The organism is Acinetobacter sp. ANC_7655, assembly GCF_056784015.1.
Map to the genome: position 1 here is coordinate 129,451 of NZ_JBWYJB010000002.1, position 26,233 is coordinate 155,683.

27 protein-coding genes are annotated in these 26,233 nt (G+C 40.2%); 18 read left to right on the forward strand and 9 right to left on the reverse strand.

All coding sequences use genetic code 11. From position 1 onward, the window contains the following. Positions 1-11 precede the first annotated feature (11 nt). On the reverse strand, positions 12-662 hold the full coding sequence (gene pyrE / locus AC1M9N_RS04595; protein WP_481954332.1) for an orotate phosphoribosyltransferase: 651 nt from the start codon (positions 660-662) through the stop codon (positions 12-14). A gap of 38 nt (positions 663-700) precedes the next feature. Between pyrE and AC1M9N_RS04600 the strand changes: the two genes are divergently transcribed. Both AC1M9N_RS04600 and AC1M9N_RS04605 read left to right on the forward strand, forming a co-directional pair. Then, the gene (locus AC1M9N_RS04600) at positions 701-1,519 is read left to right on the forward strand and encodes an exodeoxyribonuclease III (protein ID WP_092766525.1); all 819 of its coding nucleotides are present in this window, start codon (positions 701-703) and stop codon (positions 1,517-1,519) included. A gap of 431 nt (positions 1,520-1,950) precedes the next feature. Beyond that, positions 1,951-2,301: a Spx/MgsR family RNA polymerase-binding regulatory protein gene (locus AC1M9N_RS04605; RefSeq protein ID WP_481609720.1), complete on the forward strand. Its 351-nt coding sequence runs from the start codon at positions 1,951-1,953 to the stop codon at positions 2,299-2,301. Between the two features lie 48 nt (positions 2,302-2,349). On the opposite strand, the gene AC1M9N_RS04610 is transcribed toward AC1M9N_RS04605, so the two are convergent. Further along, a complete protein-coding gene (locus tag AC1M9N_RS04610; protein WP_035264927.1) occupies positions 2,350-2,787 on the reverse strand; it encodes a DUF2147 domain-containing protein in 438 nt (145 codons plus the stop codon). Between the two features lie 143 nt (positions 2,788-2,930). On the opposite strand from AC1M9N_RS04610, the gene AC1M9N_RS04615 reads away from it, so the two are divergent. Then, positions 2,931-3,845, forward strand: coding sequence for an alpha/beta hydrolase (locus AC1M9N_RS04615; RefSeq protein WP_035264694.1), 915 nt, complete (start codon positions 2,931-2,933; stop codon positions 3,843-3,845). A 61-nt stretch (positions 3,846-3,906) separates the two neighbouring features. Here AC1M9N_RS04615 and AC1M9N_RS04620 read toward each other — a convergent pair whose 3' ends face one another. The 3 genes from AC1M9N_RS04620 to AC1M9N_RS04630 form a co-directional block, all read right to left on the reverse strand. Further along, positions 3,907-4,674 (reverse strand): transporter, encoded by a 768-nt coding sequence (locus AC1M9N_RS04620; protein WP_035264697.1) that lies wholly within the window; start codon positions 4,672-4,674, stop codon positions 3,907-3,909. 12 nt (positions 4,675-4,686) lie between these two features. Continuing rightward, positions 4,687-5,229 (reverse strand): ankyrin repeat domain-containing protein, encoded by a 543-nt coding sequence (locus AC1M9N_RS04625; RefSeq protein WP_035264700.1) that lies wholly within the window; start codon positions 5,227-5,229, stop codon positions 4,687-4,689. A gap of 125 nt (positions 5,230-5,354) precedes the next feature. Continuing rightward, positions 5,355-5,714 (reverse strand): HPF/RaiA family ribosome-associated protein, encoded by a 360-nt coding sequence (locus tag AC1M9N_RS04630; RefSeq protein ID WP_035264715.1) that lies wholly within the window; start codon positions 5,712-5,714, stop codon positions 5,355-5,357. A 241-nt stretch (positions 5,715-5,955) separates the two neighbouring features. Here AC1M9N_RS04630 and puuE point away from each other — a divergent pair, with 241 nt between their 5' ends. The 6 genes from puuE to AC1M9N_RS04660 all read left to right on the forward strand — a co-directional run bounded on the left by puuE (position 5,956) and on the right by AC1M9N_RS04660 (position 10,744). Continuing rightward, entirely contained in the window at positions 5,956-6,918 is a 963-nt protein-coding gene (gene puuE, locus AC1M9N_RS04635; RefSeq protein ID WP_481954333.1) for an allantoinase PuuE, read from the forward strand. 132 nt (positions 6,919-7,050) lie between these two features. Beyond that, positions 7,051-7,554: a 2-oxo-4-hydroxy-4-carboxy-5-ureidoimidazoline decarboxylase gene (gene uraD / locus AC1M9N_RS04640; protein WP_481591960.1), complete on the forward strand. Its 504-nt coding sequence runs from the start codon at positions 7,051-7,053 to the stop codon at positions 7,552-7,554. Beyond that, positions 7,551-7,877 (forward strand): hydroxyisourate hydrolase, encoded by a 327-nt coding sequence (gene uraH, locus AC1M9N_RS04645; protein WP_481954334.1) that lies wholly within the window; start codon positions 7,551-7,553, stop codon positions 7,875-7,877. Before uraD ends, uraH begins: the two co-directional genes overlap by 4 nt. A gap of 34 nt (positions 7,878-7,911) precedes the next feature. Beyond that, positions 7,912-9,270 (forward strand): nucleobase:cation symporter-2 family protein, encoded by a 1,359-nt coding sequence (locus AC1M9N_RS04650; RefSeq protein ID WP_481954335.1) that lies wholly within the window; start codon positions 7,912-7,914, stop codon positions 9,268-9,270. A gap of 122 nt (positions 9,271-9,392) precedes the next feature. Next, positions 9,393-10,142 carry an outer membrane protein OmpK gene (locus tag AC1M9N_RS04655; protein ID WP_035264928.1) on the forward strand — a complete coding sequence of 250 codons (750 nt, stop codon included), beginning with the start codon at positions 9,393-9,395 and terminating at the stop codon, positions 10,140-10,142. A 95-nt stretch (positions 10,143-10,237) separates the two neighbouring features. Beyond that, positions 10,238-10,744 carry an N-acetyltransferase family protein gene (locus AC1M9N_RS04660; RefSeq protein WP_481595718.1) on the forward strand — a complete coding sequence of 169 codons (507 nt, stop codon included), beginning with the start codon at positions 10,238-10,240 and terminating at the stop codon, positions 10,742-10,744. A 32-nt stretch (positions 10,745-10,776) separates the two neighbouring features. Here the strand turns inward: AC1M9N_RS04660 and hpxO are convergent, their stop codons facing one another. Then, the gene (hpxO, locus tag AC1M9N_RS04665) at positions 10,777-12,033 is read right to left on the reverse strand and encodes an FAD-dependent urate hydroxylase HpxO (RefSeq protein ID WP_481954336.1); all 1,257 of its coding nucleotides are present in this window, start codon (positions 12,031-12,033) and stop codon (positions 10,777-10,779) included. Between the two features lie 113 nt (positions 12,034-12,146). Here hpxO and alc point away from each other — a divergent pair, with 113 nt between their 5' ends. Both alc and AC1M9N_RS04675 read left to right on the forward strand, forming a co-directional pair. Continuing rightward, on the forward strand, positions 12,147-13,154 hold the full coding sequence (alc, locus tag AC1M9N_RS04670; RefSeq protein WP_481595716.1) for an allantoicase: 1,008 nt from the start codon (positions 12,147-12,149) through the stop codon (positions 13,152-13,154). A gap of 93 nt (positions 13,155-13,247) precedes the next feature. Beyond that, positions 13,248-13,745 carry an ureidoglycolate lyase gene (locus AC1M9N_RS04675; RefSeq protein ID WP_481595715.1) on the forward strand — a complete coding sequence of 166 codons (498 nt, stop codon included), beginning with the start codon at positions 13,248-13,250 and terminating at the stop codon, positions 13,743-13,745. Between the two features lie 68 nt (positions 13,746-13,813). On the opposite strand, the gene AC1M9N_RS04680 is transcribed toward AC1M9N_RS04675, so the two are convergent. The 3 genes from AC1M9N_RS04680 to AC1M9N_RS04690 form a co-directional block, all read right to left on the reverse strand. Beyond that, positions 13,814-14,215, reverse strand: coding sequence for a nuclear transport factor 2 family protein (locus AC1M9N_RS04680; protein WP_481595714.1), 402 nt, complete (start codon positions 14,213-14,215; stop codon positions 13,814-13,816). 108 nt (positions 14,216-14,323) lie between these two features. Continuing rightward, on the reverse strand, positions 14,324-15,244 hold the full coding sequence (locus tag AC1M9N_RS04685) for a response regulator (RefSeq protein WP_481595713.1): 921 nt from the start codon (positions 15,242-15,244) through the stop codon (positions 14,324-14,326). Positions 15,245-15,247: 3 nt separating this feature from the next. Continuing rightward, positions 15,248-18,724 carry a hybrid sensor histidine kinase/response regulator gene (locus tag AC1M9N_RS04690; RefSeq protein WP_481954370.1) on the reverse strand — a complete coding sequence of 1,159 codons (3,477 nt, stop codon included), beginning with the start codon at positions 18,722-18,724 and terminating at the stop codon, positions 15,248-15,250. Positions 18,725-18,926: 202 nt separating this feature from the next. On the opposite strand from AC1M9N_RS04690, the gene urtA reads away from it, so the two are divergent. The 7 genes from urtA to AC1M9N_RS04725 all read left to right on the forward strand — a co-directional run bounded on the left by urtA (position 18,927) and on the right by AC1M9N_RS04725 (position 26,226). Then, positions 18,927-20,165: an urea ABC transporter substrate-binding protein gene (gene urtA / locus AC1M9N_RS04695; protein WP_481607188.1), complete on the forward strand. Its 1,239-nt coding sequence runs from the start codon at positions 18,927-18,929 to the stop codon at positions 20,163-20,165. Between the two features lie 80 nt (positions 20,166-20,245). Next, positions 20,246-21,166 carry an urea ABC transporter permease subunit UrtB gene (gene urtB / locus AC1M9N_RS04700; protein ID WP_035264743.1) on the forward strand — a complete coding sequence of 307 codons (921 nt, stop codon included), beginning with the start codon at positions 20,246-20,248 and terminating at the stop codon, positions 21,164-21,166. 19 nt (positions 21,167-21,185) lie between these two features. Next, positions 21,186-22,352 carry an urea ABC transporter permease subunit UrtC gene (gene urtC, locus AC1M9N_RS04705; protein ID WP_481590162.1) on the forward strand — a complete coding sequence of 389 codons (1,167 nt, stop codon included), beginning with the start codon at positions 21,186-21,188 and terminating at the stop codon, positions 22,350-22,352. Then, positions 22,349-23,107 carry an urea ABC transporter ATP-binding protein UrtD gene (gene urtD, locus AC1M9N_RS04710; RefSeq protein ID WP_092766538.1) on the forward strand — a complete coding sequence of 253 codons (759 nt, stop codon included), beginning with the start codon at positions 22,349-22,351 and terminating at the stop codon, positions 23,105-23,107. Before urtC ends, urtD begins: the two co-directional genes overlap by 4 nt. A 9-nt stretch (positions 23,108-23,116) precedes the next feature. After that, a complete protein-coding gene (gene urtE / locus AC1M9N_RS04715; RefSeq protein WP_035264750.1) occupies positions 23,117-23,815 on the forward strand; it encodes an urea ABC transporter ATP-binding subunit UrtE in 699 nt (232 codons plus the stop codon). A gap of 213 nt (positions 23,816-24,028) precedes the next feature. After that, positions 24,029-25,072: an aliphatic amidase gene (locus AC1M9N_RS04720; RefSeq protein WP_481954337.1), complete on the forward strand. Its 1,044-nt coding sequence runs from the start codon at positions 24,029-24,031 to the stop codon at positions 25,070-25,072. A gap of 38 nt (positions 25,073-25,110) precedes the next feature. Next, positions 25,111-26,226, forward strand: coding sequence for an AAA family ATPase (locus AC1M9N_RS04725; RefSeq protein ID WP_481595712.1), 1,116 nt, complete (start codon positions 25,111-25,113; stop codon positions 26,224-26,226). Positions 26,227-26,233: the final 7 nt, after the last annotated feature.

Sequence of the window (26,233 nt, forward strand, 5' to 3'; positions counted from 1 at the left end):
CTTTATAAGTCTTAAATTCCGTACTTCACACGGTATGCTTCCATTTTCGCTAAAGCATCTTTATCGCCTTTAGCATCTAAGTAATCCATTAAATCTTTCATTGTGATAAGCGCATGCACAGGAATTTCAAGCTCTTTTTGAACTTCTTGAATCGCAGACAATTCACCCTGACCTTTTTCTTGACGGTCAAGCGCAACCAATACACCCGTTATTTGCGCGCCTGCATTTTTTAGAATGGTCACAACTTCACGAATGGCTGTACCCGCAGTGATCACATCATCAATGATCCACACTTTTTTACCTTCTACCGAAGCACCCACAAGCACACCACCCTCACCGTGATCTTTAGCTTCTTTACGGTTGAAGCCCCAAGGTACACTTACACCGTGGTTTTGTGACAATGCTACAGCCGTTGCTGCTACAAATGGAATACCTTTATACGCAGGGCCAAAAATCACTTCAACATTATCGCATTCAGTTAATTTTGCTGCATAGCCAGAAGCCAAGCCAGTTAAGGCTTCACCGTCATTTAACAAACCGGCGTTGAAAAAATAAGGACTCACACGACCTGATTTTAAAGTAAACTCACCAAATTTAAGCACACCACGTGATAATGCCAGTTCGATAAAAGCTTGTGGATTAAATGCCGCTTGCGCTGTCATGAGGTGCTCCATTTATTAAATTGAGGTTAAACTCGAGCATGATACCAAAGAGTAGCTATCCTAGTGATCAAAAAATTTTACGTGTCGTATCAATCAACGTAAATGGTCTTCGTTCTGCAGAAAAAAAAGGAATTTTTGACTGGATGGCAACTTCAGATGCCGATGTCATTTGCATGCAAGAATCCCGTATTACACACGAACAATGGACAGATAAATTTAAGCCAGAAGGTTGGTATACACACCTATTCCCAGCTGAGCGTCCTGGCTATGCTGGTACCGCAATCTATAGTCGTTTGCCGTTTATCTCAGTTACCGATGGTCTGGGTTTTGAATTGGCTGATTCACAAGGTCGTTTTATCTCAGCAGAATTTGATCTAGGCTTAGAGAAAACAGCTCATATTTGCTCACTCTATTTACCATCAGGTTCTTCTGGTGAAGAAGCACAAGCCCGTAAAGATCACTTTCTAAATGAATATAAGCAGATCTTAAAACAATGGCGTGATGAAGGTAAATCTGTGATTGTTTGCGGTGACTACAATATCGTACATAAACGCATTGATATTAAGAACTGGTCAGGCAATCAAAAAGCTTCAGGTTGTTTACCACATGAACGTGCATGGCTCGATCATATTTATGATGATTTAGGCTATGTCGATACCTTCCGTGAAGTGCGTAAAGAAGCAGAACTTTATTCATGGTGGTCAAACCGAGGACAAGCCCGTGCCAAGAACGTGGGTTGGCGGATTGACTATCAAGCTTGCTCACCAGATTGGAAAGATCGTACTGTGAATGCATGGGTATATAAAGAAACGTGGTTTAGCGATCATGCCCCTGTCATTATCGATTATAAAATTTAGTGTCGTGCAAACTGAGTGAACAACTGTTTACTAAATGTACGCTAATTGCTCACAAATCTTGTCGTGTTAACGTATTTTTATTCCGACTAATTCAGTGCATTATTGTCGCACGGCACAGGGACATGTCAGGATGACAATAGGGATTGGAAGCCGTAGGATGAAAAGAAAATAAATTTCGGTTTATTTTCCAAGGATGAAGACATTGGACGTTGAATTGAGACCCGCATGATCAGGATGATTTAATGCGGGTTTTCTCTATTTAAAAGATCAATACAAATTTTAACATAAGAAATTTTCCACCATTTTATTGATAACCACCATAAAGCCACACTGTAGATTTCAAACCTATTTAAAATATTCTGATCACATTTATGTTTTTGCGTAAATTTTGCTAAGCTCTAGACTGATCACAATGAATAAGACTGTTAGAGATGATTAAAGTTTACGGTATTAAAAATTGCAACTCGATGAAGAAAGCATTCGATTTACTCAATGAGTTGGGGCTTAGTTATGAGTTCCACGATTATAAGAAACAAGGTATTGATGCTGAAACAGTACAAAAATGGCTAAATGATCTTGGTGCTGAACTTGTCCTCAATAAAAAGGGAACGACTTGGCGTAAATTGTCTGATGAATATCAACAAACTGCCCTTGCATCTGAACAGGGCTTGATTGAAGCACTGACTACACATACGAGCCTTATTAAAAGACCAGTGATCACTACTGAATCAGGCTATGTAATTGGTTTTGATGAAAATGCGATAAAAGCATTAAAGAAATAGGAAATAAAAAAAGCCGAGCAACTACCCGGCTTTTTTATGAATCTTAAATTAGTTCACGCGTACCCAAGTTTGGTTACGACCAAGCGCTGATACACCGATGAAACCACGAAGTTCAAGCTTTTGACCACCGTCTTTCAATGAACCCTTCAATTTGTAAGTTTTTCCAGATTGTGGGTCTAAGATTGAACCACCATCGTAATTCGTTCCACCTACATTTTTAAGACCCTTCACAATGGTTAAACCTTTTAAAGATTTCTTGTGATAGGGACCTTCACAGTTCGTACATGAATTTTCTTGACCCGGTGTGACAACACTCTGAATGGTTGCATTCAATGTTCCGTTTGGCTGTTCAGTGAATTTTACAAAAGCTTTAGCTTTTTTAGTTTTCTCATCAATCGTATTCCACACGGTACCATTGAGTGGATCTGCAGCATTTGCAAATACTGCTGAAGCGAGTAATCCTAACGCTAGTGCAATTTTTTTCATTGTTTTTTGTTTCCCTTGCTGAATTGACTTTAATATTATTAAAAATTGATAACATTTAAGCAATTTTTGAATGTGACTATTTAGTGTACCATTGTAATGCTGTGTGCTGATAATAAACATAATTTCATTAATATGGAAAAACAATGAAGATCAATCCGGTTTTGAAACAATACATAACAGAGTCTTTTTTAAAAACGAGTCTTCGCTTTCCGAGTCGCTTTAATCTTCCCCCCACCGTACTTCGTGTTGCCTTAGAGCAGATGACGCGTGTTTTTCCACAGTCCAAAGATGTCAGTATTCGAAAACTAAGAATCGCAGGTATTCGTGCCGAAGAAATTTTGCCTCAACCTGAAACGACTCAGCTCATTTTTCACATTCATGGTGGCGCATTCTTTTTAGGATCGTTAAATACACATCGCGCATTGATGACTGAAATGGCACTTCGGACTCAAATGCAAGTGCTACATATCGACTACCCTCTTTCACCTGAACAACGTTTCCCAGATCTCGGAGAAGCAATCTATGATGTGTACCAATTATTGGTAGAGCAAGGTGCTCAACCGAAAGATATTATTTTATCTGGCGATTCTTGTGGTGCCAATTTAGCACTTGCACTGGCTTTACGTTTAAAAGAAGAAAATCCAAAACTTCTTCCAAGTGGCTTGATTTTAATGTCACCCTTTCTTGACTTAACTTTGACCAGTGAATCTCTACGCTACAATCAAAAGCATGATGCTTTATTGTCAATTGAAGCTTTAGAAGCAGGCATAAATCATTATGTTCCTAAAGGTGTAGATGTCTCAATTCCCGAAATTTCCCCAATTTTTGGAGATCTCAAAGGATTGCCACCGACATTGGTTCAGGTGGGTTCAAAAGAAATTTTGTTAGACGATTCTACGCGATTTGAAGAAAAGGCTAAAGCAGCTGGAGTGGATGTTGAGTTTAAGTTATACACCGGTATGTGGCATAACTTCCAAATGTTTAGCGCTTGGTTTGATGAAGCAAAGCAAGCTTTGACCGATATCGCAGAGTTTGCCCATCGTTTGGATAAAGACTGATTGAATCAAAACTGAAGTAAACATAAAAAAGAGTAGCGTAAGCTACTCCTTTTTTATTCATTTAGAATAAGTATGAGACACCAAATCCACCATGATAACTTCGATCGGATCCACTTAGGTCTACACCGATGCTTGCATCTAACTGCGCACGATCATTCAAGGCATAGATTAAACCAGATGCCAGTCCATACTCTCGCTCTTGGCTTTCTTTCTTGGTAAATACTGCTTCAGAATAGCCCGATAAATTACCCACGATTTTATACCCAATAGTAGGTACAGCAGTCACCGACCAGTCACTATTTTGAGCCGAATAGAACATTCCTATTCCTGTCGTTACAGTATCGTTATATTGATACTCAACAGATGAGCCCAAAGTATAAATATCATCAACATAAGTAAAACGATCATTTCCTGTTGCGATTTTAGCTTGTGCCAAAATTGCCATTTTCAGTTGATCATCTTGTAAGTCAACGTGATGCTTAATCCCAACAGAAACATCACCTAAACCATCATGGTCATCAGTTCGATTTTGGATTCGGGTCCGCTCCCACGCTGGGCCATCCCAACCCAATTGAAGCTCAGTATTCTTACTCAATCCCGTACGCAACAGGACATCAGCATTGAGTCGCAATGATTTATTTTTAAAACCATTTTCAGTACTTTCAACATACTGTGCAGTTGGAAGTCCCTGCTCCCATGCCAATTGACCTACGGGCGTAATGCCTGTGCTGAAACTCGTACCAGGTCGATCGAAGGCAAAATCTGCAGCCATCGCACTTACACTCGCGGTTGAGCAAAGTATCAAGCTCAGTTGTTTTAATTTTGTCATGGGGCACCCAAATTAATTTAATTCTTTCGTCATTTTTGCGCCACGGCTACGTAATAACTCGAGTGTCTCACGTTCTTCCGGTAAAGCCTGTGACCAATCAATGGTATCAAAATCGCAGTCGAAAAATAAATCACTAATTGAACTCAGAATGGTATTCCCCTCTTCATCTTTGGTATTAGGATCAACTTGATGATCAAGTAAGCGTTGAACTGCAGGCACACATGCAGCACTCGCAGCATCCCAAAGTGGGCCGTAACATTCCTCTGCATCCCATAAATGGAAATTAGCTTTCGCTGCAATCAGTGCATCTAGAATATCAAGATGTACTTGTAATTTCTGTTGTTTTTCTTCTGTTGAAAGCGCATTTCCTTGCTCATACGCTTCACAAATTTCTTCCCACCATTGAAATAAAGTGTCTGACCACACAGAAACCGCAGGGCCTTTCTCTCCTGCGATAAAGTTTGGATCTAAACCTTCTGCTAACAGGCGCTGTACCTGTGCTAGGTCTAATTCTTCTAAGGCCTGTAAAAACACTTGTTGATGTGCTGTTAGCATTTACTTTCTCTACTATTTATCTATAACGACATTATGCCTAATAATGCAGATCATTATTCAATTAAATAAATCAAAACTGTTCATTCAAAATTTTATTCAAAAAAAAAGCCCCGAAGGGCTTTTTGCTATTCCACATCCACTTCATCTTCTTTCAGTTGGATGGGCGCTCCACGAGGGTTCTCTTTTTTCTCGAATACATGTTCAAGACTACGCTTTAATCGGTCAATCGCACCATGAATCGCTGTGTCGATATTATGACCTCTGTGATTGACCACAACTGGTTTTAGTCCAGCTGGGCGAGCTTCGATCATACATTGAATATCGTCTGCACCGCCTTTATGGGCATTTTCATCACTTAAATGAACCGAAAAATGGGTAATTCTTTCACTATGGCGTTGAAACTCTGTATTTAGTTCTGCACGTACATAATCAATTAATCGCTCACTGTTTTGAATATTCTTATCTGTACGGATTTCTATGTTCATAAATATCATCCTCACTCTTCTTCTGAATCATTTTTGTGCAAAACTTTTTATCTTGGCACGTTTGTAGCTTGCAATCTAATTGCATCGAACATCTTCAATTGCTGTTTGGAATACGTCCCTCCACATTGAATGATGAACACTTTTTGAGTCTGCAGAACCGTGTCCTTATACTTTGAATATCGGGCCTAACTCAAAAATATGCAAGTGGTATTTTAAAAAATTAATAAAAGGATTACTCATTGTGACAAGTACTTACTTACGCGGACAGGCGCTTATTGATTCGATTCAAAATGCACCTTATTCCAGAGACTTAAGAGGTTATGGGGCGAATCCACCTCATCCTCATTGGCCTAATCAAGCGCGTATCGCAGTGCAATTTGTCTTAAATTATGAAGAAGGTGGTGAAAACCACATTGAGCACGGTGATCAAGGTTCAGAGCAATTTTTATCTGAAATCGTTGGTGCTTCCAGTTTTAATGCTAAGCATATGTCAATGGATTCTATGTATGAGTATGGGTCAAGAGTCGGTTTTTGGCGTATTCATAATGAGTTCAAGAAACGTCAATTACCCATGACTATTTTTGGTGTGGGAATGGCTTTGGCACGTCATCCAGATGTGGTCGAAGCAATTAAATCTGCGGATTACGATGTGGTATCTCATGGTCAACGTTGGTTGCATTATCAGAATATGGATATTGAGACCGAAAGGCAGCATATGGATCAAGCCATTAGTGTACTTGAAACGCTATTCGGACAAGCCCCAATCGGTTGGTACACAGGTCGAGATAGTCCCAACACACGTCAACTTTTAACTGAATTTCCTCAAATCAAATACGACTGTGATTATTACGGCGATGATTTACCTTTTTGGACACAGCTCACCCATCCCAATGGCGAGCAGCATCCGCATTTAATTATTCCTTATACTCTGGACACCAACGACATGAAGTTTAGTTCAGCAGGTGGCTTCAATCATGGTGAACAATTTTATCAATATCTAAAGGATGCCTTTGATGTCTTGTATGCCGAAGGAGAAACTGCACCAAAAATGATGTCTATTGGGATGCACTGCCGTCTTTTAGGACGCCCAGGACGCTTCAAGGCACTACAACAGTTCTTAGACTATGTTCAATCTCATGAACATGTTTGGATTTGTCGTCGTGGAGATATTGCGCAACATTGGATCGATCATTTCGCACCATAATTTCACATTCATGAGAAAAAGAGTGCTTTATAAAGTGCTCTTTTGATCTTTTTCAGTCACTTTTTCCACCAAATCTACTTTGGCATTGTTATTGCAATTTAAGCCTAAAGTTTCAATGTATAGGTTTGAATTGTGTTGCTTTCAGAATTTAATCAAACATCTGTTGAACATCAGAAAGCATTTTTATTGCAATGTGTTCATATCCCACGATGGGGCGAGGAAATCATTCATCACGGTCCTTTTGACACACGAGAAGGACTATTAAAGTATGCTGAACAACATGCCATTACATGGACATGGGATGAAATTTTAGCAGCCCTAAATACACACCCAAGGATTGGCGAAAGAAAAGCAAAACTTGAATTATCAGAACAAGAACAAACTTTTTCAAGGCGTGAACAAGCACGCATCACACATGATCAAGAAGTTCTAGATGCGTTATATAAAGGCAACTTGGCCTATGAAAAAAAATTCGGTTTTATTTTTCTGATTAAAGCTTCTGGTTTGAATAGTGAAGAGATTCTGACTGCATTGGAATACCGCTTGCTAAACGATTTTGAGACTGAAAAAAGAATCGTCCATCGCCAACTTTTAGAAATTGCTTTACTGCGCCTCTCACAGGAAATTCAAGCATGATCAGCTCACATATTTTAGATACCCACCTTGGACGTCCTGCAAGTAATGTTGAAGTTAAGCTTTTTTCTGCGTCTGGAGAGTTATTAGCGATAGCCAAAACCAATTCTGATGGACGTGTGACAGCAGCAGATTTTGGACTCGATCAAATTGATGTCGCTGAATACAGCATCGAATTTATGACGCAAACTTATTTCTCAGCGCAGAACATCCCAACTTTTTTTCTAAAAGCCGTCATTCATTTTTCAGTAACCGATGCTCACCAACATTATCACATTCCCTTGCTCATTAGCCCTTATGCCTACTCCACCTATCGTGGCAGCTGAGCACTCGCAAATTTAAAATATAGAGGGATTTATTATGACTGCACACGAACAACAACAATCACCCGAACATGAATATCTTGGTACTGGTAAAAGTGCTGCTTATGGCTTACAACATGTTTTAACCATGTATGGTGGTATTATAGCGCCTCCTCTGATCGTGGGTACGGCTGCAGGCTTATCAGGTATGGAAATTGGGCTACTCATCGCTGCTGCTTTATTTGTCGGTGGCTTAGCGACAATTTTACAAACCATAGGCGTTAAACATATTGGTGCACAATTGCCCTTGGTTCAGGGTGTCTCTTTTGCTGGTGTAGCCACAATGGTCGCAATTGTCACCACAGGTGGCGGATTACAGGCAGTCTATGGTGCCGTCATTGTGGCATCACTTTTAGGGTTTTTCTTAGCGCCCTACTTCTCTAAAATTATTCGATTTTTTCCCCCAGTTGTTACAGGCTGTGTAATTACAATCATAGGCTTATCACTCCTGCCAGTTGCTGTGCGTTGGATGATGGGCGGCAATAAAAGTGCACCTGATTGGGGAAGTGCTGAAAATATTTGTTTAGCGTTAGCGACGCTTGCAATCGTCATAATATTGAATATGGCTGGCAGTGCCACAATTCGACGCCTTTCAATTTTACTGGCAATTATTCTTGGCACTGTCTTAGCATTTATGTTTGGCTTTGGTGATTTTAGCAAAGTTGGGGAAGGTCATTGGTTACAGGTTCCTAGCTTCTTTGCATTTGGTATGCCGACCTTTGAGTTTACAGCAATACTTTCCATGATCATTGTTACCCTCGTGATTATGACTGAAACTACAGCTGATATTATTGCAGTCGGTGAAATTATCGGTACGGATGTAGATTCAAAACGTATTTCAGATGGTCTACGCGCAGATATGTTATCAAGTGCAGCAGCACCGATCTTTGGTTCATTTATGCAAAGTGCGTTTGCGCAAAACGTTGGTTTAGTTGCAATAACAGGGATTAAAAGTCGCTATGTTGTCGCTGCTGGCGGGATAATTCTGGTCGTACTTGGATTACTCCCAGTGATGGGGCGTTTTATTGCAGCGATTCCTGTGCCTGTACTTGGGGGGGCTGGCCTTGTTTTATTTGGTACAGTAGCCGCGAGTGGTATCCGTACACTGGCAAAAATTGATTATAACGATCAGAAAAACTTAATTATTGTCGCGACTTCAATTGCTGCAGGAATGGTACCCATTATTGACCATTCATTCTATTCCGACTTCCCAAAATGGGTCCAAACCTTGTTCCATTCGGGTATTAGCTCAACCTGCTTAATGGCGATAATCCTCAATATATTATTTAATCACTTAAAATTATTTGGACCGAAAATTAATATTAAAAGTAAACAAATAATTGATTCTCATCATTAATTTAACCCATCTTTGTATCAATGCCTGCATACGTGGGCATTAATTTTTCCTTTCATCCACTTTTGGCTTTATTTTTGCAAAAGAATCGTTATTCTGTTACCGCTTTCTCTGGGGATTCTTTTATGAAACTTAATCAAATCGCAGCACTTTGCGCATTAGCTTCTACAGCAGCGTTTACTCAAGCAAGTCCAATTGTTTGGCAAGATTTCAGCCTAACTGGTCTTTATGGCGATAACTACCTAAACCCTTTCTCTCAACAAGAAGGTGAACGCTATACCATCACTGCTGAATATGCTGCAAAGCTTAAGTACTCGGATGTTTTCTTTTTCGTCGATCAACAATGGGGCGGAAAAGATGGCGATTCAACTTACCTTGAATTAGCTCCACGATTAAGTTTAAGTGAAGTTTCTGGCCAAAAACTAAGCGCTGGTCCAATCAAAGATGTATTGATTGCAACGACTTGGGAACACAACGCTGGTTATAACAACAATACTGAGTTCAATAACTTCTTGTATGGCGTAGGCTTTGCTTTAGATATTCCTTACACGCAATATGCAAATATTAACTTCTATCGAGTTGACAATGACTTGACTGAAGATGACTACCAAATGACGATCACTTACGCTGTTCCATTCAAGCTAGGCAATGAAGAATTCTTGGCAGATGCATTCCTTGATTGGTCTACAAATGAAGGTCCTGGTCATGCGAGTGAATTGAACTGGACAAGCCAATATAAATGGAATGTTGGTAAACATATCTCTCCAAAAACCAAATTGTATGTAGGTGTTGAACACTCTGTTTGGAACAATAAATTCGGTCAAAAAGGTCAAGACCAAAACGATGTAAGCGCATTGGTTAAATATCATTTCTAATTGATATTTATAATAAAAAAGCAAGACTAGTGTCTTGCTTTTTTTATGCTCAATAATCAAAATAAAGTTATAAATACTGACGATTAGAATAAAAAATGTCTTTTAAAATTCGTTTCGCAACTGAACAGGATTTAACTCAAATCCAAGATATTTACAACGATGAAATTCTGAATGGTTTTGCAACATGGAATGAGCAAGATCAAGACATTTATTATTATCAGAATTGGTATCGTCAGCATCTAATAGATCATTTCCCTATTTTTGTGGTTGAAAACGAACTCACCCAACAAATTGCAGGTTATGCTGAATATAGTACATTTAGAGCGATCAGTGGTTTTAGACAAACTGTCGAACACTCTGTGTATATTCATCCCAATTTTACACGTTTGGGTTTTGGCAAAGCTTTACTCCAACATTTAATTCAACACGCAAGCCAACATAAAATTCATGTCATGATCGCTGCTATAGATCATGAAAATTTTGCATCCATCAAATTACATGAATACTTTGGATTTAAACAAACAGGCTATTTACCAGAAGTCGGACAAAAATTTGGATCTTGGCGCAATCTCGTCTTATTCCAACTGAATCTAAATACTTAAAAAGGGCATTTAGCCCTTTTATTTAAAATCTCTTAATCCAAAGGATTTCCAACAATATTACTGATAATACCTTTCATAATATGAGGTCCTTGTTCTTTTCTTAAGTCCTCATACCATTCACGAGTAATCGATTCGTCTTTCATATGCGTCACATCACAACGTTTACGCGCTCTCAATACCATTTCAGCCGTGCGTTCATTACGTTTGTTTTGATAACGTCTTAACGCATCCTGAATTCCCAATGTATTAATCTGTAATGCCCGAGCCAAATAAATGGCATCTTCCATCGCTTGGCAACCGCCTTGCCCAATATCAGGTGTTGTACTATGTGCTGCATCGCCAACAATCACTACTCGCCCTTTATAGAAATCTGCAAATGGTTCTATATCATGGATTTCAACACGATTGGTTCGCTGTTCATCAATAGCATCAATCAAAGTTTGTACTTGCGGACACCAACCGTCAAAATATTGTTTTAGTAATTTTTTATACTGAGTACGATCATTTTCCAAACCTAATTCAAGTGGTACATCAAAGAAGAAGTAAAAACGATTACCTGCGACTGGCATTAAAGAAGCTCGCTTCCCTTCTCCCACAAAGGTGGTCCACTGATCGGCAGGAGCGAGCGACTCAGAAATTTCGACCAACCCATTCCAATTCACATAACCTGCATAACGACGCTCAACTTGCTCACCTAAAACATAGGCACGCGTGATTGAATGAGTCCCATCCGCGCCGACCAATAAATCCGTGGTTATTTGTGTTCCGTCAGCAAAATGGATTTTGACATCATCACCTTGATCCTCAAGTCCGATCATTTTTTTTGCAAGATGAATATCTTCACGTCCAAACTCATCCATTAACATATTTTGTAATTCAGCGCGAGAAACAGGATAAGGTCGCTGCCCGACTTCTTCAATCAATGGATATAAACTAAATTGCGTCATGACATCACCCGTGAGCCCATCGACATAAGCAAGGTGATCCATTTTCCCACCAAGTTGAGCGACTTGATCCGTGAGTCCTAGATAGTTCAAACATTTCACACCATTTGACCACAATGAAATCGCAGCACCCACGGGTAAAATTTTTTCAGTTTGTTCATATATTGAAACTTGATGACCAAATTTCTTCAGCGCAATTCCGGTCGTTAATCCTGCCATTCCGGCACCAATAATGGTGATATTCCTTTTTACTTCCACAATTTTTTTTGCTTTAACCCACTGCTTAAAGCGAAAAACGTGCCATTTCCACCAATATAGCGCTACATAAGTGCAAGGTTGGCACATGCTGTGCATTCTTTTTAAAGCCCTTAAGCAGATGCGACATAACAACGCATTACGATTCTAAGAATGCATTCTTTTGATAAGAATCAAGTTTTAAAGTAATAATGGAAGATGACATGGCAACACTATTGGCACCGGAATTTGAAATCCCTACTCATTTACAGCAACTTACTAACCTTGCAGATGCCCGAATTGGTGCAAAAGTCACAACATGTTCTGATGATTTTTTTGCTGAAGCTCAACGTATGCTTCAGTTTGATGCGCCTATCTTTGTAGAAGGTAAATTTGATGATCATGGCAAGTGGATGGATGGATGGGAAACCCGTCGTAAGCGTCACAGTGGTTATGATTGGGCGATTGTTCACTTAGGTGTTGCAGGTAAAATTAAAGCACTCGATATTGATACTACTTTTTTTAGTGGTAATTATCCCGCTTCTGCTTCAGTAGAAGGGTGTTATGCACCAAATGAAAACTTGGATAATGCTGAATGGCACCAAATTTTACCAAATAGTATATTGGGACCAAGTCAGCACCATGTCTTTGAAGTTTCAATGAATCAGATCTTTACCCATCTTCGTTTAAATATTTTTCCAGATGGGGGTATCGCACGATTCCGCGTATATGGTGAAGTCAGCGTTAAAATCCAAGATCAAAACCAAACCCTCGACCTGCTTGCACTTGAAAATGGTGGACGTGTTATTGCCTATAGTGATGCACACTTCGGACATCCACGTAATCTGATCAATCCAGGACGTGGGATTAATATGGGTGATGGTTGGGAAACCGCACGCCGTCGTGCACCCGGTTTCGACTGGTGTATTTTAGCTTTAGGGCAAGCTGGTCACATTGAAAAGATCGAGATTGATACAGCCCACTTTAAAGGAAATTATCCTGCTGAAGTGTCCATTCAAGCCATTTATATAGAAGATGCAACGGATCCTCAATTGACTCCACAAAGTATGTTTTGGCCTTTCTTATTAGATGCTCAACCAATGCAAATGGATCACATTCATAACTTTGTAAATGAAGTATTGCGACACGAAAAAATTTCTCATATTCGGGTGAATATGATTCCTGATGGAGGGATTAGCCGTATACGCCTCTGGGGTAAAGTAAATCCTTAGTTGAGCATTTGTTACTTTTAAAGTGATCTTATTTTGACTGCATTTTCGACACAATTCTAAATTGAAAATGCAGTATCTTTTTAGCGAATTTTTATGATGCATACCATTACCCTACAACCTTTAACCTCCGAAAATTTTGCACCTTTTGGTGACGTCATTGCTTGCCAAGGAAATGATTATTTTCATATTAACGATGCGCATACAGAGCGCTATCATGCTTTAGTGACCACTGAAATTATTGGCGATGCCAAAGCCGGGATTAGTATTTTTCGAAATATTCAAAGTACCAATATTCCGTTCAAAATTTCAATGCTTGAACGTCATCCTCATGGATCACAAGCTTTCATCCCGATGCAGGGACAAAAGTTTTTAGTAGTGGTTGCACCAAACTTAAATGCGAATCAGCCCGATATTTCAAACCTACAAGCTTTTATAACTAATGGCTCTCAAGGTGTAAACTATCGTACGGGGACTTGGCATCATCCACTTTTAACATTGGAAAGCCCGAGTGATTTTGCGGTGGTGGATCGGATTGGCAGTGGACCTAATTGTGATGTGTTTAAGTTTGATCAAATTGAAATATCACATTGAATCTGGTGCTTATGCATCTCAGTTATGCAGATCATGAGACCATCTAATTTTATGTCCATCTTTGACTATTATTTTACAACTAGGTAATCATTGTCATTCACCGATGTCGCATATTCTTCCATTCTTGAAATCAGTCCATTTTCAATGGTGTACTCTTGTACCCATTTTTGCTCAAATTCACCATCTTGACCATCAATCGTAAATTTTTCGCGTCCAAAAACCACCACTTTGTTACCTTCTTTGACCATACGTAAAATATTAAAGTATGCGACATGCATGGTTGTGAAATTGGTATTGAAGAACTGTTCTACACCCGTTTTTCCTTCAAATCGAATTGAAGGCAGTTTTTGTGAGCCATGGTGAATCCATACCGTATCCTCAGTTACTGTTGCAACAGCAGCCTGTAAATCTTGAGACCTAAATGCCTCAAACATTTGGTCTATGATTAGAAGTGAATTGATCATACTCATTTTATTTACTCTTTTTATCTTAGGATAAAAAGAGGTTAATGAAGGGAGAGTGAAAGATCACTATCAGCTGGTATAGCGATTTAAAGATTTTGCTAGAAACGATGAGTTCTATACGACTGCTTGATTTTGACAAGCTGACATCACATGTAACACCGCAGCAGTTCTCGTTTCCACAAACAGCTTCTCAAAAACATGCTCTAAATGTTTATTGACGGTGCGTGGACTCAACTCCAAAATTTCTGCAATATCTCGGTTGGTTTTGCCAAGCGTTACCCAATGCATAACTTCAGCCTCACGTGGTGTTAAATTCGGACAAGCTTGAGCGATCTCCTCAACACTTGGCATGTGTGTTTGCTCTTTGAGCTGAACCAAAACATGTTTAGGTAATTGTCCTTCTTTCAGCTTGGTCAATAAATTTAATTGTAATTGCTGATGCCCATGACCATATTGACCATGTAGCATTTCTTCTTGATAAGATTGCTGGAAAAGTGCTTTTAACCACTGATTTATACTCTTTCTAAAATGAGTAATATCAATTCCATGTTGCGTTAATAAACCTTGCACTACAGGTGTCTGCCAAATAATTTCCCCATCCATATTCATCGACAAAATTGCACTGCCTGTTGCATCGAGCATTTGTTTCTGTTGGTGCATTAAACGGGCTTGCAGTAAATGCGTTTTGACACGTGCTTGTACTTCATCGATATTCAGTGGCTTTGTCACATAATCTACGCCCCCGACTTGAAAGCCTTTTACAATATGTTCGGTTTCCGTCAAACCCGTCATAAATATGACAGGGATGTGCTCAGTCATTGGACTCGCTTTAAGCTGGATACAGGTTTCAAAACCATCAATCTCAGGCATACTCCCATCCAATAAAATCATATCTGGCTGTGAACGGTGCGCAATTTCAATAGCAGTAAAACCATTGGTGGCAACTAAGACCTGATAGCCTGCTTGATCAAGACTTTCATGTAATAAACTTAGATTTTCAGGAATATCATCCACAATTAAAATACTTTCTAACATAGCTTAACTCCCTTCCAAATCAGATCTGATTTCAGATAGGTGCTCGTGTAATCGTTGTAATGCACGTTGGGTATCGAAGCGTTGAATATCAAATTCTATGTGTTGCCATATAGAAGGATCACAGACATTGCGTTTCTTGCAAATTTCGAGGATCTCTTTGGCTCCACGGATATAACCAATACTCAAATAATCTTCTAGTTTGATTAGCGCTTGTTCTGGTGCTACATCATCCTCATCAATCACGCTGACAGATAAAGCGTTACTATCATAGTGTAAGGGTTCAACCTGTTTTTGAGGTTCTTCTGCGACTTGAGTTGGCTCATTCTGATGAACCCAGTTTAAGCCTAATTTATCTCCAATTTTGTTCAGTAGCAGATTTAAGTCCACGGGTTTGACCAGAAAGTCTTCATTCAATACATCGGTTTCAGGGTTCTGCATTCGTTCATTGGCATCTGCGGAAATAATGATGATGGGAACATTGGTCATTTTATTATTTCTCAATAATTTCGCAGTTTCCCACCCTCCCATCAAAGGCATACTCAAATCCATTAAAATTAAATCTGGTCGAAATTCAGGGACTTTTCTTAGACATTGCAATCCCGATTCTGCTTCTTCAAGAATAAAGCCGAGAGGTTTAAGGAAATTTAAAACTAGTCCACGATCAGTTGCTTCATTGTCTACGACCAATATTTTACGGCGATGTCCCGTATAGCCAGATACTGTATTCGATGCGACATCAGCAATGGGATGAATGACCGACTTTGAAGGTAAATATAGTTTTATTTTAAAAATTGAACCGTTTTTTAACGTACTGCTTACCTTTAACTCCCCACCGAGAATATCCACCAATAGTTTAACAATTGGTAAACCCAAACCTGTTCCAGCAAAGCTCCCTTGTACGACATTTTGTCCGCGCTCAAAAGGCTGGAATATTCGCTCTAGATCTGCTTGAGCAATCCCGCATCCCGTATCATGAATTTCAAAATATGCCGTCTGAAAGCGATAATCTACTCGAAATTTCACCTCTCCTTCGAGCGTAAATTTCAAAGCATTTCCCATTAAATTGATAAGGATCTGTTCAAGTCTTTTTTTATCTATACGTACGTATTGTGGTATTTTTTCACTAATTTCGACCGTAAATTTCAGTTGTTTCTGTTGGAATTGTGGCTCAAACATATTCACGATTTGTTGGAGAAACTTCGGAAATTCAATATTCGACATTTCTAAAGAAATTTTACCTGTTTCAATCCTTGCAAGATCAAGTAAACCATCAATCAAGGACGTTAAATGCTGCCCACTACGACGAATCACACCCAGCGCAGCTTTTCCTTGTTCAGAGAGTTGTTCTTGTTTATTGAGTAACTGGCTATATCCTAAAATACTATTTAGAGGTGTTCTCAGTTCATGACTAATTCCAACAACATAACGACTTTTGGCCTCATTGGCTTTTTCAGCTTGAGTTCGTGCATCTTGTAATTGCCGATCTGTAATTTTATGCGCTTCAATTTCGTCCATGAGCAGTTGTGTTTGCATATTACTTTCAAGCTGAGCTTGTCGGCGACTTTCATCATTGAGTACCAACCACCATGCTGCAACACATAACAGTAAAAATAATACGGCATAAATTTTCACAAATAGCATCAGCAACTCATGCTGTTGAGTTGATCCAAATACTGTGCCGAATTTACTCAGTTCTTGTAAATAAACCAGACTTAAACTGACTGCCAAAACCACACTCAGAACAAAGATCATCAAAATATAAAGACTCAATCTAGTATTGATGTATCTCAACCATTGGCGCGGTAGAAACCAAACTGCAAAATGCTTAAGTTGTGCAGACCACCGTGCATGAGGCTTACATAAATCATGGCAACGAGCTTCTAAGGTACAGCATAAAGAACAAATCATATTGTTATAAGCAGGACAAGTCGCCATGTCAGCCATTTCATAATCATGCTCACAAACCACACATCGTTGTGTCTCTATTGGTTTTAATGATTTATCTTCATGACGTGCGATGTAGTATTTGCCACGAGTAAAATAAGCAAGCATTGGGACACAGACGATAGCTGAACCTAAAGCAATAAATCCTGCTAAGGATTTTGCGATATCACCAAATAATCCCCAGTAGCATAAAATCGACAATAAGGATGCAATACATAAACTGCCAACACCGACTGGATTAATGTCATAGAGGTAAGCACGCCTAAATTCAATTCCTTTCGGGCTCAGCCCCAATGGCTTACAAATGACGAGATCAGCAACGATGGCACCCACCCATGCCAAAGCCACATTACTATAAAGCCCCAATACACGCTCCACCGCATGGATGACGCCTAGTTCCATCAACAATAGCGCAATAAAAATATTGAACACTAACCAAACCACACGTCCGGGATGACTGTGCGTTAAGCGTGCAAAGAAATTAGACCATGCCAATGAGCCAGCATAAGCGTTGGTTACATTGATCTTTAACTGTGCGATACACACAAACATGACTGTAAGAAATAATGCAGCAGCAGGATGCTCAATCACTTGTTGGTAGGCGATCCAATATAGATAATTCGGATTGCTTAATTCATGATTCGGCACCATAAATTTAAGGGCGAGTACCATTAAAATCATGCCCATAAAAATTTTAATGAATCCCACCAATATCCATGCAGGACCACCTAAAAATACCGCCCAATTCCATGTCTTTTGAGCATGTTTTTTGTCTGGCAAAAATCTTAAATAATCAGCTTGTTCACCAATCTGCGTAATCAGCGCAAACAAAACAGTGCAAGATGCGCCAAAAAAAGCCAAATTGAATCCTGCACTTTGACTTTGTGCGCCTTCTATTAGGGCAACTTCAGAGAGCAGAGTCGGGTGCTTCACCAAAACAAAGCACCATGGTAGTAATAATAAAAAAATCCATAATGATTGGGTAAACGCTTGTACTTTATTAATAAACCCTATGCCTTTGATCACTAGGGGCAGAATAATAAGCGCAGAAATTAAATAACCTAGACTCAGCGGCACACCTAAACCAAGCTCAAGCGCCAAAGCCATGATAGCGGCTTCAAAAGCAAAGAAGATGAAAGTAAAACTGGCGTAAATGACTGAAGTTATAGATGAGCCGATATAGCCAAAGCCTGCGCCCCGTGTAAGTAGGTCAATATCAACATTGTATTTGGCCGCGTAATATCCAATAGGCCAACTGGTCAAAAAGATAATGATTGAAACGACCACTAAGGCCCAAAATGCATTGCTAAAGCCGTATTGCCATAACATGGTTGCACCAAGCGCTTCCATCGCTAGAAAACTGACTGCTGCAAGCGCTGTATTGGTCACCGTCCAAAGGGACCACCGTCTTACTGACCTCGGCGCGTAGCGTAGTGCATAGTCTTCAATACTCTCATCGACCACCCAAGTATTGTATTTACGGCGTGTATGAATCACCCGTTGCGGTGCTTGAGGAGTATTGCTAGATGAAACCATAAAGCTAGGCAATTTAAATAGACCCTTACAGTTAGCAAAATCTATGCCCAGCTTAACTTTCATCAAAAATCATTTTGAGGAACATCGATATACGTAAAGTGACGTATATGCTCATTTTTTAACACCCCTTAGGCTTAAGTCCATAGCAAGCGCAAACAATAAATCGCGCAATGGCCTTATCCACTTCATCAGGGGAACACCAATGACCTTAAAATCTAAAGTTAAAACATCTGGCTTACTCGCAGGACTACTCGCTGTTCCTTTTTTACTGGCACCTGTCTTGACCACTGCGAGTGCTCCAGCGACAGCAAAAGTAAATACAACCAAACTTAACGTAAATGATAAATTCGTCTATGTCGGTCAGCTTCATTCAGCGACGGGAACGATGGCAATCTCTGAAACAGGAGCCATCCAAGCAGAACGTTTAGCCATTGAGCAGATCAACAAACAAGGTGGTGTATTAGGTCGTCAGATTAAAATTGTTCAAGAAGATGGTGCATCTGACTGGCCAACTTTCGCTGAGAAAGCCCGAAAATTAACTGAAAAGGATCGTGTTGCAGCAATTTTTGGTTGCTGGACTTCAGCTTCTCGTAAAGCCGTATTACCTATTATTGAACGAAATAATTCGCTTCTGTATTACCCAACATTCTATGAAGGTCTAGAACAATCTAAAAATGTGATTTATACCGGTCAAGAAGCTACGCAACAGGTGCTTGAGTCTCTGAATTGGCTTGCACGTGAGAAAAAAGCCAAAACATTCTATTTAATCGGTTCTGACTATATTTGGCCACGTACCACCATGAAAATTGCCCGTACACACATTGAAAAAGTGTTGAAAGGTAAAGTCGTCGGTGAAGAATACTACCCGCTTGGTCATACGCAATTTGGTTCTTTAATTAACAAAACCAAACTTCGTAAACCAGATGCAATTGTCGCTGCCGTAGTAGGTGGATCAAACGTTTCATTCTACAAGCAAATGAAAGCGGCAGGTGTGACTGGCGATAAGCAAACACTGCTTACCTTCTCTGTGACAGAAGATGAATTACTGGGGATTGGTGGCGAAAATATGAAGGGCTTTTACTCTTCAATGAAATATTTCCAAAGTTTAAATAATCCAAGTAACGCAGCTTTCGTAAAAGCATTTAAAGCAAAATATGGTCCTAAAGCAGTAATTGGTGATGTGACTCAAGCCGCTTATCTTGGTCCGTGGTTATGGAAAGCCGCAGTTGAAAAAGCTGGTAGTTTTGATGTTGCCAAAGTTACCAAAGCCTCTTCAGGCATCGAAATGAAAAATGCGCCTGAAGGTTACGTGAAAATTGATGCCAATCATCATTTATGGAGCAAATCACGTATTGCACAAGTGCAAACCAATGGTCAATTCAAAGTGGTCTACGAATCAAAAGGTTTAATCAAGCCTAATCCATTCCCTAAAGGCTACTAAATCGACAGCACATGATCAGGAGAGCCCTCTCCTGATCTTTTCATTTCAAACCTATTATTTAAAGCTTGGAGGATGAGGCGATGGATTTATCTTTAGCTGACTTCGGTGCAATTTTTGCGATGCAAGGCTTTAATGGTCTTTCTGTTTTCTGTGTGCTGTTGTTAATGGCACTGGGCCTTGCAATTATTTTTGGGCAAATGGGTGTCATCAATATGGCACATGGTGAATTCCTCACAATAGGCGCGTATACCACATTTGTCATTTCAACCCTGACTGAAAGCTATTTTCCTCAGTTGCTTCCCTATTATTTTATTGTAGCGATTGTGGCAGCTTTTCTGACAGCAGGCATTATCGGCTATATGGTCGAACGGCTCATGATTAGTCGGCTTTATCAGCGGCCACTCGATACTTTGCTTGCAACTTGGGGCTTGAGCTTAATCATGCAACAAGTGTTTCGCTCTACATTTGGTCCCAAAGAAGTGAGTCCAACACTACCTGATTGGCTTATGGGCTCTTATCAACCGACAGAGACGATTGATATTCCTATTAATGGCTTATTCCTTGTCGGTGTCACACTCACCGTGACCGCTTTCGTCTATTTCCTCATCTATCGTTCTCGCTGGGGCTTACAGCTTCGTGCGACAAACCAAAACCGTTTCATGAGTGGTGCCGTTGGTATTAATACAAAGCGTGTGGACAGTCTAACATTCGCATTAGGTTGTGGTTTGGCCGGTATTGCTGGTGCGGCGTTTACGACAATTGGCTCAACTGGTCCAACTGCAGGCTCTCTCTATATCGTAGACACGTTCTTGGTTGTGGTGTTTGGTGGAGCTGCAAGTCTATTAGGCACTATCGCTTCGGCTTTCAGTATTGCACAAGCCCAATCAATCCTAGAGTTCTTCCTGTCAGGCTCTGTTGCCAAAGTCATTACCTTAGCGACGGTCATCATCATTTTGATGTTACGTCCTCAAGGTTTGTTCTCAATCAAAGTTCGTAAATAGGTATTCAGGAGAGATTGATATGAGTAATCCAATGAATGCCTTGTTAGGCGGTAAAGAAGGTGCGATTGGACTGGCTATATTGGCAGTACTGATCCTATTTGTAATGCCCATGTTTTTAGATGTTTTCCGTCTCAATTTAATGGGTAAATATCTTACATTTGCTTTTGTCGCGATTGGTTTAGTGCTGTGCTGGGGTTACGGCGGCATTTTGAGTTTAGGTCAGGGTATTTTCTTTGGGATCGGTGGCTACTGTATGGCCATGTTCCTCAAACTTGAAGCTTCTGACATGCAATCCACAGCAGCTCAAACCACACCCGGTATTCCAGATTTTATGGACTGGAACCAAATTACCAGCCTACCAATGTTCTGGGAACCATTCCATAGTTTCACATTTACCCTATTCGCGATTGTAATTATTCCAATTTTATTGGCTTTTATTATTGGTTTTGCAATGTTTACTCGTCGTGTAGGAGACGTGTATTTCTCTATCATCATGCAAGCGATTGTGGCGATTTTGACAATTTTGATTATTGGTCAACAAGGCTTTACTGGTGGTATCAACGGTATTACTGATCTCAAGACATTACATGGCTGGGATATCCGTACGGATGAAGCAAAGTACGTTTTGTATTACATCAATGCATTGTTACTCATCGCAGTCATCATGATCAGTCGCTTTGTTCTCAGCTCAAAGTTAGGTCGCTTACTTTCTGCAATGCGTGAAAAAGAAGAACGTGTACGTTTTTCTGGCTATGACGTTTCAATGTACAAAGTCTTTATCTTCTGCTTTGCGGCAGTCGTTTCTTCCGTCGGTGGGGCAATGTTTACACTGCAAGTCGGCTTCATGTCTCCAACGATTATTGGCATCGTCCCATCTATTGAAATGGTGATCTTGGCTGCAGTAGGCGGACGTTTATCACTGATTGGAGCTGTATATGGTGCAGTTTTAGTTAACCTCGGTAAAACTTACTTCTCTGAAGCATTCCCTGAAGTATGGTTGTACTTCCTTGGTGCATTGTTCATAGGCGTTGTGATGTTCTTACCGAATGGTTTAGCTGGCTTATATGAAAAATATGTTCGCCCACTTATCTTCAAAGATAAAAAAACAACGGCTTCGCCTATCCCCCATCAACCCACGGAGTCCAAAAAAGATAGCAATATTGAAGTAGAAGGAGGTGTGAAATGAGTAAAGTCGGCGTAGAAATGGCAAAACCTGTACTTGTTATCGAAGATCTCACAGTCTCGTTTGATGGCTTTAAAGCCGTCAGCGATCTCAACTTCTATCTCGATAAAAACGAAGTTCACGTGGTGATCGGCCCTAATGGTGCAGGTAAAACAACAGTATTGGATTTGATTTGCGGTAAAACTAAAGCAACTTCTGGCACGATCAAATTTAATGATATTGAACTGACTAAGCTCAAAGAGTTCGAAATCGTTCGTAAAGGTGTCGGTCGTAAATTTCAAAATCCCAATATTTACGAAAACCTTTCAGTCTATGACAACCTAGAAATGTCTTTCCCACGTGGTCGTAATGTGTTTGGGGCTTTGTTCTTTAAGCGAACCAAAGATGTCGAAGAACGTATCCAAGAAGTCGCTTCAAAAATTTTCCTCACTGATTTATTACACACCTCCGCAGGCCTATTGTCTCATGGACAAAAACAATGGCTTGAAATAGGGATGTTGCTTATGCAAGACCCCGAGTTGTTAATGCTGGATGAACCTGTGGCAGGCATGAGTGTTTCTGAGCGCGAACAGACAGCACAACTGCTTCGTGAAATCAGTAAAGGACGCTCAGTCCTCGTGATTGAGCACGATATGGAGTTCGTAAAAACTATTGCAGATAAAGTGACTGTATTGCATCAAGGGAAAATCCTCGCAGCAGGAAAAATGGATGATGTGCAAAGTGATCCAAAAGTCATTGAAGTCTATCTCGGACACTAAGGAGGCCTTATGAGCGGATTATTAGAAATTAGTTCTTTGTGTTCAGGTTATAAACAAAGCCAAGTCATTCATGATCTAGAGCTTAAAATTCAACCCAAAGAAATTGTGGCGATTATGGGTCGAAATGGGATGGGAAAAACCACACTGTTTAAAACCCTTATCGGTGATATTAAAAATACTCAAGGCGAAATCAAGCTCGATGGTAAAAACTTAGAAAAGCTTGACCCGTATCAACGCGTGGAAAATGGTGTTGCCTATGTTCCTCAAGGTCGTATGATTTTCTCAACCATGTCTGTTCTAGAGAATATTCAAACGGGTCTCCCTGCGTCTGCCCATGGCAAAGTACCTGACGATCTGTATGAGCTTTTCCCTGTACTTTGGGATATGCGTAAACGCAAAGGGGGAAATTTATCTGGTGGACAACAGCAACAATTGGCAATTGCACGTGCACTCGCCACCAATCCCAAAGTATTGCTGCTCGATGAACCTACCGAGGGAATCCAGCCCTCGATTATTAAAGATATTGCGAAAACGCTAAAAGAAATTCGCGATCAACGAGACCTCACTATCGTGGTCTCCGAGCAAGTACTGAGCTTTACTATGGCGATGGCAGATCGCTTCTTGGTCATCGATAAAGGCCGTTTTGCTTATGAAGATGTCAGAGCGAATGTCGATGAAGCGACCATTAGCAAATATCTTTCAGTTTAAAGCACGTCATCTCATCAATTCTTAATTTGGCATCTCCCTCGATTTTTCGGGGGATTTTTTTTGACCATTTGTTGGAGTGGTATTGTTATTTCGATCTAAAGACTCATTCAAAATATCGCTTCATATACGCAATTCACCGTATTTTGCATCGATCAATTTCACGAGAAACTCCTTACATAGATTTTAATTTTAAAGATATGGGGAGTAAGTTGAATGCGTCACGGTGATATCTCAAGTAGTCCAAATACAGTAGGTGTAGCAGTAGTGAACTATAAAATTCCACGCTTGCACACCAAAGCAGAAGTACTTGAGAATGCAAAAAAAATTGCTGAAATGTTGAAAGGAATTAAACAAGGTATTCCAGGTATGGATCTCATTGTTTTTCCTGAATACAGCACCATGGGCATTATGTATGATCATGATGAAATGATGGCAACGGCAGCCACAATCCCAGGTGATGAAACGGCAATTTTCTCTAAAGCTTGTATTGAAGCAAATGTTTGGGGCGTATTCTCAATTACTGGGGAACAGCACGAAGAACACCCGCATAAAGTGCCATATAACACCTTAGTGCTCATCAATAACAAAGGTGAAATCGTTCAAAAATATCGCAAGATTATTCCATGGTGCCCAATTGAAGGCTGGTGCCCTGGAGATACGACTTATGTGACAGAGGGCCCTAAAGGCATCAAAATGTCACTCATTATCTGTGACGACGGTAATTACCCTGAAATTTGGCGCGACTGTGCGATGAAAGGTGCTGAACTTGTGGTGCGATGCCAAGGTTATATGTACCCGGCTGATGAACAGCAAATCAATATGGCCAAATGTATGGCTTGGGCAAATAACGTTTATGTCGCTGTTGCCAATTGTACTGGTTTTGATGGGGTATATACCTACTTTGGACATTCGGCAGTGGTCGGCTTTGACGGACGTACATTAGGTGAATGTGGTACGGAAGAAAATGGTATCCAATACGCACAGTTATCACTCACAGAAATACGTGATGCACGTAAATACGATCAATCACAAAACCACTTGTTCAAGCTGCTACACCGTGGCTATACAGGCGTATACAACAATGGTGATGGTGATAAAGGGGTTGCCGATTGTCCATTCGACTTCTACAAGACATGGGTCTTAGACGCACAAAAAGCACAGGAAAATGTTGAGCAGTTTACGCGTTCAACCATTGGCGTTGCAGAGTGCCCAATTGGCAACTTACCTCACGAAGGGTTAGAGAAAGAAGCTTCTTAAAGAAGCTTCGTCCGACTTGATTTCAGGAGGTTTCGAACATGACATTTGCCAGTGACCGTATACATGCCAATCAGGAAAGTTTGGCAAAACAACGCTATGACATGCAAAGCAAGGAATGTATTGCACGTACTTCCCGATTCAGTTTTGAACCAGATGCCGTGATGACCCATCTACGTGAACATATTATTGGACAAGAAGCCGCACTTGATGAAATTGAAAATATGCTCACCACAGTGAAAGCAGATTTTAACGCAGCTCATCGTCCTTTAAGTGTCACAATGATGTTAGGTCCTACCGGTGTAGGAAAAACTGAAACAGTCCGCCTCATTGCTGAAGCGATACACGGTAAAGCTGATGCATTCTGTCGAATTGATATGAATACATTGGCACAAGAGCATTATGCAGCCGCCCTGACAGGTGCCCCACCAGGCTATGTCGGCTCTAAAGAAGGAAATACTTTATTCGATGAAGCCCTGATTCAAGGGAGTTTCTCCAAACCTGGCATTGTTCTCTTTGATGAAATTGAAAAAGCCAGTACTGAAGTCATTCGAGGGCTACTCAATGTGCTTGAAACAGGAACTTTAAAATTAACTGCGGGTACAAAGGTTTTAGACTTTAAAAACTGCATGATTTTTATGACGAGTAATGTGGGTGCCAAAGATGCTCAAAAGCGTCTGAAACAACTCAGTCAATTACCAAAACCACTCCAGAATTTAGCCAAGCATTTGAAATTAGATGACAGTGAAATCACGACAAAAGCACTCGATAAAAAGTTTGATCCTGAGTTTCTAAATCGAATTGAGCGAATCTTACATTATCAGCCAGTTGAATCTGATTTTGCTGCAACCTTAGTCCAACTCGAAATTGACAAAATGAACCAACGTCTAAAAAAGCAAAGTCGAACCATTGCTTTGACCGATGCTGCCATTCGATTCCTGAGTTCAGGACATGATGTTCGATTTGGTGCTCGGGGTTTAAGCCGTCGTTTTAAAGTGTTAGTTGAACCTGCACTCGCGAAAGCTTTTCTAAACAACAAGCACATTAGTGAATTCATCATCGATTACGACAATACGAAGCTTCAAATTCAGATGATTGAGCCTGCAGTGAAACAACTTGATCCGTTACTGATACACGAAGCATCACAACAACACTGAGACCTAA